Annotated in this window: 6 protein-coding genes; 1 reads left to right on the top strand and 5 read right to left on the bottom strand. The window is 50.3% G+C overall.

Annotated elements, in window-relative coordinates; genetic code table 11:
- Positions 1-354: 354 nt before the first annotated feature.
- The 5 genes from BM029_RS25105 to BM029_RS25085 form a co-directional block, all read right to left on the bottom strand.
- Positions 355-1,203 carry a 3-hydroxybutyryl-CoA dehydrogenase gene (locus BM029_RS25105; RefSeq protein WP_092440731.1) on the bottom strand — a complete coding sequence of 283 codons (849 nt, stop codon included), beginning with the start codon at positions 1,201-1,203 and terminating at the stop codon, positions 355-357.
- A 52-nt stretch (positions 1,204-1,255) separates the two neighbouring features.
- On the bottom strand, positions 1,256-3,676 hold the full coding sequence (locus BM029_RS25100) for an efflux RND transporter permease subunit (RefSeq protein ID WP_092440729.1): 2,421 nt from the start codon (positions 3,674-3,676) through the stop codon (positions 1,256-1,258).
- A 39-nt stretch (positions 3,677-3,715) separates the two neighbouring features.
- Positions 3,716-4,828 (bottom strand): WD40/YVTN/BNR-like repeat-containing protein, encoded by a 1,113-nt coding sequence (locus BM029_RS25095; protein WP_170851228.1) that lies wholly within the window; start codon positions 4,826-4,828, stop codon positions 3,716-3,718.
- Between the two features lie 145 nt (positions 4,829-4,973).
- Positions 4,974-6,383: a DUF1329 domain-containing protein gene (locus tag BM029_RS25090; RefSeq protein ID WP_092440725.1), complete on the bottom strand. Its 1,410-nt coding sequence runs from the start codon at positions 6,381-6,383 to the stop codon at positions 4,974-4,976.
- A 23-nt stretch (positions 6,384-6,406) separates the two neighbouring features.
- Positions 6,407-8,155 carry a DUF1302 domain-containing protein gene (locus BM029_RS25085; RefSeq protein ID WP_256381621.1) on the bottom strand — a complete coding sequence of 583 codons (1,749 nt, stop codon included), beginning with the start codon at positions 8,153-8,155 and terminating at the stop codon, positions 6,407-6,409.
- A gap of 344 nt (positions 8,156-8,499) precedes the next feature.
- Between BM029_RS25085 and BM029_RS25075 the strand changes: the two genes are divergently transcribed.
- Positions 8,500-9,459, top strand: a complete 960-nt coding sequence (locus tag BM029_RS25075; protein WP_244545218.1) for a TetR/AcrR family transcriptional regulator — start codon at positions 8,500-8,502, stop codon at positions 9,457-9,459.
- Positions 9,460-9,853: the final 394 nt, after the last annotated feature.

Raw genomic sequence — 9,853 nt, 5'->3', positions numbered from 1 at the left:
AACCGTTGATACAACTCCGGGCGCTGACCAGCCATGCCCTGCTCTAACTCGTAACGCCGACCGATAACGCCGGTTTGCATAAGATTGAATTTCATCAACGCTCCATTCATTTAACTAACGTGGACTAACCTATATGTTTTATCTAAACGCAGTTCAAGCATGCGACAGTTAATTTCATCTGTCAACACATATGTTGATAGCAATCCTAAAAATTGCTTCCCTTAGCAATATTGAATGCAACAAAAGGGGCGAACCCAGGCCTTCACGAGAACTCCCCCGCTGTTACTGCGAAATTGAAATCCAAACCAGTGAGAGCAGAAGAGAAGATAGTTCCTATAAAGTTGCGCAAATAAATTAGTATCGAAAGAATCCACGTCCACTTTTGCGCCCGAGATAACCGGCAGCAACCATTTCTTTCAACATTGGGGCTGGCCGATATTTCGGGTCGCCAAATCCGTTATAAAACGATTCCATTACAGCCAGCATAGTGTCCAGTCCAATAAGATCGGCCAGCGCAAGTGGCCCAATTGGCTGGTTGCAGCCCAGCTTCATGCCAGTGTCGATATCTTCCGCAGTGGCAAGACCTTCTTGCAAAGCGAAAATTGCTTCATTGATCATTGGGCAAAGTATGCGATTCACCGCAAAACCGGGACTGTTCTTTGCAGTGATCGAAATCTTTCCGATCGCTTCTACGAATTCTCGGACCGCAACCAAGGTTTTGGATGATGTTTGAATACCCAGGATGAGTTCGATCAACGTCATCATCGGTACTGGATTAAAGAAATGCATGCCGATGAAACTCTCTGGTGCGCTCACTGCCGCCGCTAGCTCCGTGACGGAAAGCGACGAGGTATTGGTGGCAATAATCGCAGTCGCTGAGACCTCGTCGCTGATCTGTTTCAGAATGCGCTTTTTCAGATCGAGGTTCTCCGTGGTCGCTTCGATGACCAAATCACAGTTCCTTATTGCAGAATAATCCGTTGTTCCAGAGATACGCCCCAATATTGCTTCTTTTTGCGCCACTAACAGCTTTTCCTTCTTGGTCAGTCGATCCAGGCTCGCCACGATCATACTCACACCACGCTCCACGGCCTGGTTCGATATATCCACCATCACCACGTCGATATTCGCTGCAGCACAAACCTGGGCGATCCCATTTCCCATCGTACCGGCGCCGATGACGCCAACCCGCTTGATGTTCATCTCGATTCCTTGTTTCAATTAAATAAGCCGCGTATGGGGAGTGCCTCGTCGGTCACACCGCGATCTCGTCGGGCTCGACACTGGCTGGCATTACACTCTTTGGCGTCGCAGAGCTAAGCAAGAATGATGCGAGGGCCGGCATTAAGACAAGCGCACCCAACATGTTCCAAACAAACATGAACGCCAGGAGTATCCCCATGTCGGCCTGAAATTTGATCGGAGACCATACCCAGGTAATAACCGCGGCAGCCAGCGTAACGCCGATCAATGCGACAACCTTACCTGTGAATACCAGTGCATTGCCGTAGGCCTCAGGCACTGACAATCCTTGGCGCTGCTGTACCAGCTGAACTGTTAGCAGATATAGCGAGTAATCTACGCCGATACCAACCCCCAACGCGGTAACGGGCAATGTAGCAACCTTGACGCCTATGCCGAGAATCACCATCAGTGCTTCGCAAAGCACTGATGTCACAATGAGTGGGACGATAGCAACAACCACGGCTTTCCAACTCCTGAAAGTGATAAAACAAAGGATAATCACTGCCGCGTACACATAAATCAACATGGTCCGGTTGGCATGGCTGACCGCCTCATTTGTCGCCGCCTCGATACCCGCATTTCCCGCTGCTAGCAAAAACTTGCGATCCTTCGTATTGTGCTCGGCGGCAAATTCCTCAACCGTTTTTACAACACGCTCCAGCGTTTCCGCCTTGTGGTCGGCAAGATACGCAATAATCGGAGATACCGATCTGGCCTCATTCAACATCTCGGGATTGGAGTCGAAAACGTAGTTAAGCGCGTCGGAGATCACGAATGGATCGCGATTAATTGTTATCCATTTATCCGACCCTTCAAAGCCGGCAGCCGTGTAAGCGCGTGCCAAGCTTGAGGCAGCAACTGTCGTCTGCACGCCGGGCAGGTCTCTAAGCTTCTGTTCAAGACGATCCATCTCCAACATTGTCTCGAAGCTGATTAAGCCTCCAACCGGAGTAGTCACGATCACGGCGAATTGATCGCTAGACAACTGATAATGCGAAGTTATATAAGCGTTGTCTCGGTTGTATTGTGAATCGGGACGCAATTCGGGGGCACCGGGATCAAGATCGCCAATTTTCAGCCCACCGGCAACGACCAGTCCGATTCCAGTCACAATCGCCGTAGTGACAAGCACACCGATTGCCCACCGGCGCTCGGTAAATCGTCCGAGCAAATGAACCAGCGGATGCTTTCCCTCGAAACTCTTCAGACTGCGTGCCGCGGAAACCGGACTGACCCCGGTGTAGGACAACATGATCGGCAGCAGGATCAGGTTGGTGAAAATCAGAACCGCGACACCGATACTTGCGGAAATAGCCAGCCCATGGATAACAGGAATATCGATTACCGAAAGAACCAGAAATCCAACCGCATCGGCGAGCAAAGCCGTAAGGCCTGCGAGAAACAGGCGGCGGAACGTATAGCGGGCAGCTACGTAGCGATCGGTGCCTCGACCAATATCCTGCATGATCCCGTTCATCTTTTGGGCCCCGTGAGAAACACCGATCGCAAAAATCAGGAAAGGCACGAGAACCGAATAAGGGTCAAGAACAAATCCAAGTAACTGCATCAGGCCCAATTGCCAGAGTACGGCGACAAAGGAACAGAAGACAACAAGAAATGTACTTCGCACGCAACGTGTATAGAACAGTATGATTGCGGTCGCAATTAGTGCTGCGAAGGCAAAATAGGTGAAAACCTCTAGCATGCCATTGATGAGATCTCCCACTAATTGCGCGAAGCCGATAATGTGAATGCGCACACCATCCTTTTCGTATTCACGGATTTTGTTTAGCTGATCCCGAAATGCCCGATAATCCAGCGCCTTGCCGGTGGTGGCGTCCAACTCGACGAGGGGAACAAAAATGGTACTGGATTTCTGATCGTTTGCGACCAGGGAACCGATGATTCCTGATCGAATGACATTGAAACGCAAGGCCTTGATGCTCTCCTCCGAACCGTTATAGGTATCAGGCATGACAGAACCGCCCTTGTATCCTTCCTCGGTTATTTCGGTCCATCGCACCACGGGCATCCACAACGACTTCATGAAGGAGCGATCAACGCCGGGAATCAGAAAAACCTGATCATTAATCCTTCGCAATTTTTCTAGATAGGCAGGATCGTAGATACTACCGTTGGGATTCTCGACAACAATACGCACGGAATTTCCCAGTCCCCCCAGCGAAGTCGCATTGGCGCGATAATTCTGAACGAAAGGATGCGAGATTGGCATCATATTCTCAAAGCTTGCGTTGATCTCCAGCCCGAAGCCTTTGAAGCCAAGAAATAAGGTTGTAAGCAAGCATATCGTCAATAATATAATGCGATTATTGAAAATCACTCGCTCAAGCAGATTCCCTGACTTGTAATCGAAGAGATTGCGAGACGACACAATCGGCATCGAGTCAAGTTGATTTGTAGTTGCGTGCATGATTTCGCAGGAGATAAATTTCTTGTTGTGGTCGACGGGTCATTTGGCGCTGGCAGGCAGTGTCTCGACTCGCACGCCTCCCAGACCAGTAAGGACCATGGAGAGATCATTGACGAATGCGATATTGGTGTAGCGCATGGACTTGGTCGGATGAATACTCCGGAAATCTCGCGCCTCCGCATCGCCCGCCATCAGTTGGCCTGCGCTATTTACTAAAACGAAGCCGGATTTGTCCGGACGCACGGCACCGCCCATTACGGTTGCATCGGATGGCATCTTTACCGATTCCCAGCTCTTGCCATCATCGCGACTGCGATAAACGTTCCCCCTCAGACCGAAGGACACGAGGACGCCGGCACTACCCGCAATACCAAAAAAGCTGCCCGCGTATCCAGTAGCGGATCCATTGAAACGACCGCTCTTTTCGTCAAGCGTAAAAACCATTCCGTGCTCGCCGACGATGTAGATATTGCCCCCGATGCCACGAATAGCATTCAGGTTAAGGAATTGGTCGTTTTCGATACGATGCAGCCACGGCTCCCAGGTCTTTCCTCCATCAACTGTAGCTGCTATCATGCCAAACGACCCGACGGCAAACCCATGTTGGGGATCGGAAAACCACACGTCCAGATACGGCAACGCGGGACCAGCTTTGAAATTCAGCACCAGTTGATCCAAAGCGCGTTTCACTGCTGGATCGCCTGAGTCAACGATCTTACGGTAGAAGGATTTGTAAAGGTCGTTTGCGAGCCGGCCATCTAACTGCTTTTCCCAAGTCGTTCCGCCATCCGCGCTATGGAGAATTACGCCATCGTGCCCCACGGCCCAACCTTGGGAAGCTGTCGGAAATTGGACGGCAAGAAGATCACTTTGAACGGGTACCCGGGATTGTGCCCAGGATACCCCGTTATCATCTGAGGTAATGATCAAGCCACGTGAACCTACTGCGACCAAGCGCGCGCCGGCTTTTGCAACGGCCATCATGGGTCGACCAACAACCGCAAGGCTCATCTCCGCTGCGTGATCTAGGGGATCTTTGAAGACCGGCTCACCTGAAACTGTCGGACTAAAGAAAATCGATGCCCCCAGCAACGCAAGGACGGCGAATCTGACGATTTTCTCTATATAAATTCGAAGGTAGATACCTGTCATTGTGTTTCTTGCTCCAGTTATTACAACGCTTTGATCAAGAGGTAATGTGGGTAATCCCGTCGCTCCGGTTGATGCAATTGGAGCGACAGGAGCCACCCGCCTTATGGCAACCATTCTGCACTGTGATCACCATATGGCACACTCGCTATCGAACGCTACCGCCGACAACAGATTGCGGGGACAGTGTGAGCGGCAGACCTTCGTGACTTAGGTAACTGCGGACAAATTTACCTGGATCTTTTCGTCCGGAATTCGCCACAAAATAATTACCCTTGATCAGGTCATTGAATCCCCATCCGTCATTATTTACGCCGCCCACGTCATAAGTCGGGAATGTATAAAGGCTTGCATTTTTCCAGAGTTTTCCGCCATTGTCGTACGCCTCGGACGCCACGATGCACCAGCAATCTTCTTCAACATAAAAAGTGCGCCGACTGTAGACATGCCTGGCATTTGCCTTACGCGTGGTATCCACGACCCAGACGCGACGCTTTTCAAACCGAACTGCGTCGGGGTTGACGTGCTTCTTCCCCAGAAAATCCTTTGACAGGACTTGGTTGGTGACACCAAAGACATTATAAGGAACCAACATCTCCTTCTTTCCAACTAGCTTGAAGTCGAAGCGATCCATGCGACCGTTGAACCCATGAACCTCATCCCACAACAGCACGCCACCGTAGCTGGCGATCGGGATGTCGTAGGCAAATTCCGGCGCAGCCCGGACGCGGCGCTGGCCAGGCGTATAGAACCAGACTTTCTGACCACCATCGGCAGCGTTGTGCATGTAATAGTTCAGGAATACGATACCTGCCGACGAAGGTGGGTCAAGCAGCACCGAGGTAAAGCCGTGAACGGCGTTGTAGGTTTCTTTCCGCAACTTTCCCGTCTGTTCGTACCAAGGATGAAGATAATATTCGTCCGGGGTCGGCAGATTTGAAATGTTGCCTCCAGTGTCGACTAGCCAGGCACCTGGCACAGTGTGGGTAACCGCCGCCGTGTAATGGAAATTGTAATTCCACATCACCTCAACACCGCTCTTCGGTATTGGAAACGGGATACCCGGGAACGGGGAATTTTCGGCGTCGGCACCCACTACCGTGTCACCTTCAACCTGCCCTCCCAGCTTGGCTGTAGCAGCGTTCTTGACTGTATTCTTCAACACCCAGGATGGATAGGCTACAGTTCGATGCGTCGGATACACATCGAGCCTGTAAGTATCAGGAAAACGAGTAAGCATCGCTTTATTGCCCTCCGTCAGCATAGCGGCGTACTGCGACATGTTCTTCGCTGTGACGGAATAGAGTGGCTTTTCACTGGCAAAAGGGTCAATATAACGATCATCACCCTTGGTCCAGCCAGCCGGTGGCTTGGTCAGTCCGCCCGTATAGGCGGGAATCGAGCCATCCGCATTTCCTGCTTTTTCGGCACCGAATTCGGTCAATGTTGCACCTAGCTGCTTGGCCTCTTCAGCTGTCACTTCCGCCAGTGCAAATTGCGGTAATGCAAACGCCGCAACAACGACCACGCCACCAAGTAAAGTTCCTTTTATATTCATTGTCAGTATCTCCGGAAAAATTTTTAGAATGATGTCTTGAGGGTTAGCGAAATCCAGTCACGATCCTTGAGAGCATACGCGCCGGATCCAGTGGCATACATCGGACCAGCTGGACCATTTCCGATGTCACGTGATCGCCAGTTGATACCGTTATAGGAAAGCGCTATAGAGGTTTTTCCATCGAACAGTGCCTTCACGCCAATGTTATAAAGTCCCGTGCCTTGGGCATAGAATGCACCCGCACCATACGCAGGGGTGCCTTTTACACCCCATGCATACGACGTAGGCATACTTATATCAACCCTTGGAAACACCTGTAGCCATTGCGGTTCGAAACTGACCCAGAGCGCTGTAGCATCCTTGGTCGAACATCCTGTCCACTTGGTTCCGCCGCCACAACCAGCGTAGCCAACGCCGTTGTACATGCTTTGGTTACCCGTTACGCTCACCAGGTGGGTATGGCTCAACTCAGCAATTAACAAACCTGTGTCATAAAGCGGCGTGTGTCCTAACTGAATAAACGCATTCGCAATAAGGTTCACGATGTCGCCTGTTGCCCCATGAGACGCGACACCTGGCTGGAACGTGCCTAGTGCGGAATTGAGGCCTGTATTTTGACGATACGACGCTTCGAAACCGGTACTTACTGTTCCGAAAGTGCGCTCGTAACTCAGACCGTAGAGTTTTATTTTTTGGGCGTAATCAAGATGTACGTCTCCGCCCGTACTATTGGTGTTGATGTCGAGCAGGGCCCATGGATGCGGGTCATCGAGAACCCGATAATAGAATCCAAGATCACCTTGCGCCCATTCTGGAGACCATGCGGCTTTTACGCCAAAATTGCCGTTGTTATTCTTGGGTTTGTTCTCGTTTCCAGCAGTTACCGGACCGCCGGCAAGGCCAGCCAGCGCGGGGACGCTCGTTGGACCTTTATATAAAAAATCGGCTGCACTGAAGTAGGTGCCGCTCTCAGGATAACGATTAGCCCCGAACTCAAAGAAATACTGGGCAGCGACCGAAAGTTCTGGCGAAATGTCAGCAGAAAGCAAAATTTGCTTTCGCGGCAGGAACAATTCCTTCAGCTCAGAACCTGGCTGGGAAAAGCCCTTGATTTGGTCTACCCCCGACTGGCCATAGGCAATATTTGAAAAACCAAAGTAAAAAGCGTTACCCCAGAATTGCGTCAAGCGACCGACCTTGGCGTGCCAATCTATATCGCCTATCTTTTTACTACCAAAGACGAAAGCGTCGAGCAATTCTCCGCCCTGATATTGGAAACGCTTTGTATAGCTCGACATTCCGTTCGGAGAGTCGTTCAACCCCAATGCCAAGAGAGCTGGATTGCCGGATATGTTGTCGTGATAGGCCCAATCTTTCCACGCCGAGCCAGTGACACGGAAACCGAATTTATCCTGGTAAATCCCCTGAAACTCAATGAGATCCTGGATACGGTTAGTGACCATGTCACCCTTTGCGAATCGTGTGTCACCCTGGTGATAAAACGGATTATTGGCAATATATGGATTAATCGATTGTGCGCGCCAACCCGCTGTGTACATCACCGAATTATCCAGATTGAGTTTCCAATCCGGATCAGTATCAATTTTGTATGCATACGCCGTACCCGTAGAAGATACAGATACTGCTGCGACTACGGCTGTAGAAGCGACGAACCTCACTATTGGAAAGCACCTCTTTCCATACGTACCAGTAATAGTCCTCACTCCCCTGTTTTTATCTGCCTTACTTGAATGTCTCCTGCCTTGTCCCATCTCCATTGCGTTTGCTCCTTTATTTAAGTTCTTCTTCTCCGTAAATTGCAAGCCAATTGATAACCCATTGCTAATCCGTCCAATTTTTTCCCAATTTTTCCTATCGCAGGATGCGATGAAAGCAATTGCCCTTGAGTTTCACGGCAACATCGCCGTCAAGTTGAGAAAAATAGAAGCAATCTGGTCGATTCAATTGGTGGGTGCAGTTAAAGAATGCTCGATAAAATTAGATATGTCAACACCATTGTTGATAATCTTCACTTGCGTTGACTGTGAGAGCCAAAAAATGAATTTTCGCTCTGACATATGCTAATCTAGCTGGTAAAATTTCCGCCTGGCAGTGAATGGCTTCCACTTCTGATGCAAGCCATTTATCGCAGCCTGGATCTGATCTGGTTCGATCCTCGCATCGCCACGTCTTCCAGACTTGCGATTTGCAAACTGCGCGGATTTTGCCTGGTGCTGACGTTGATGCGATAGACTTGCGGGGATTGCAGCAAGTTATGCAGATTGAGGCGCAATCCACGACTCAGAAAATAAAGGAATATATGGAACAAAGTAGAAAAGTTACTGGACGGAGTAAGAAGTCGATTGTCAAAGCCCCTCCTGCTGACATTGCGAAGCCAGATGGAATTGAAAAGCCCATGCTTGTGAAAGCGAGCAACATTGCTCGTCGGCGTCAAGCCGCACTCGCAGAAGGAGGCGCTGATTACACCGCTAAACGCGATGAATTAGTGCAGTTGGCAGTGAAATTATTCCAGGAAAAGGGTTTCAAGGCGACGACGCTCAATGACCTGTCAAAGGCATCTGGTTTGGAACGGGCGACACTCTATTACTACGTCAGTAGCAAGGAAGAGCTATTGCAAGAGGCAATACAGGGCATGCTGAAGAGTAATGTCGATGAAGCTTCCCGTATCGCGCGCTTGCCCGATCTTGGTCCAAAAGAGAAGTTGAAACTTCTGTTTGAGATGCTGATGACTTCATACGAGGATAACTATCCCCACATGTATGTCTACATTCAGGAGCTGATGCATGAGGTCCCGCACGAAAGTTCACCTTGGGCAAAGCAGATGTTGAGACAGACGCGAAATTTTGAAAAAATGGCGATGGCATTGATCGTGCAAGGCATTGAAGAAGGTATTTTTCGCTCAGATGTTTCCGCGCGTATCGCCACGAACGCCATTTTTGGAATGTTCAACTGGACACATCGATGGTTCAAGCCGAATGGCAAGCAAAGTGGAAGGGAAGTCGCAGATACCTTCTGCAAGATTTTTCTTGAGGGCATATCTTGCAAGCCTAGCTAAGAAGGGAGACCAGCGACTCCGGCATCGCGCCCGGAGCTGCTCGCTAAAGATGGAAAAAAAAAGGGCACTCGGACCCTCTGCGCTACGGACTTAGAGACAGGAGAACTCCGATGCGCAATACCATTCAATACGGATGAAACCGCCTTCAAATAGCGGTTCGGGTGGGAGGATGCCCCGACGGCCGTGCCCAAATGGCGCCCGGACTACGCTCCAGGCGATTCCCTCCAATGCGGTCGAGCCTAGAGCGCGGCAGGCTTACAGGTGATTGGAGGGTTGCTTCAATCCTCGCTTAGATATACGTACCGTCCTTGTCCTTATTGCCGAAGCGTGGTGCGACGAGACGTGCAAACTTTTCGAGTTCATCGTTGTTCTGCTCGGGGTCGAGGTGACCTTG

The organism is Collimonas sp. OK607 (assembly GCF_900111995.1).
Lineage (GTDB): Bacteria > Pseudomonadota > Gammaproteobacteria > Burkholderiales > Burkholderiaceae_D > Collimonas.
Note: the sequence above shows the minus strand (reverse complement) of the source record. Positions and strands in the feature narration are given on the sequence as shown.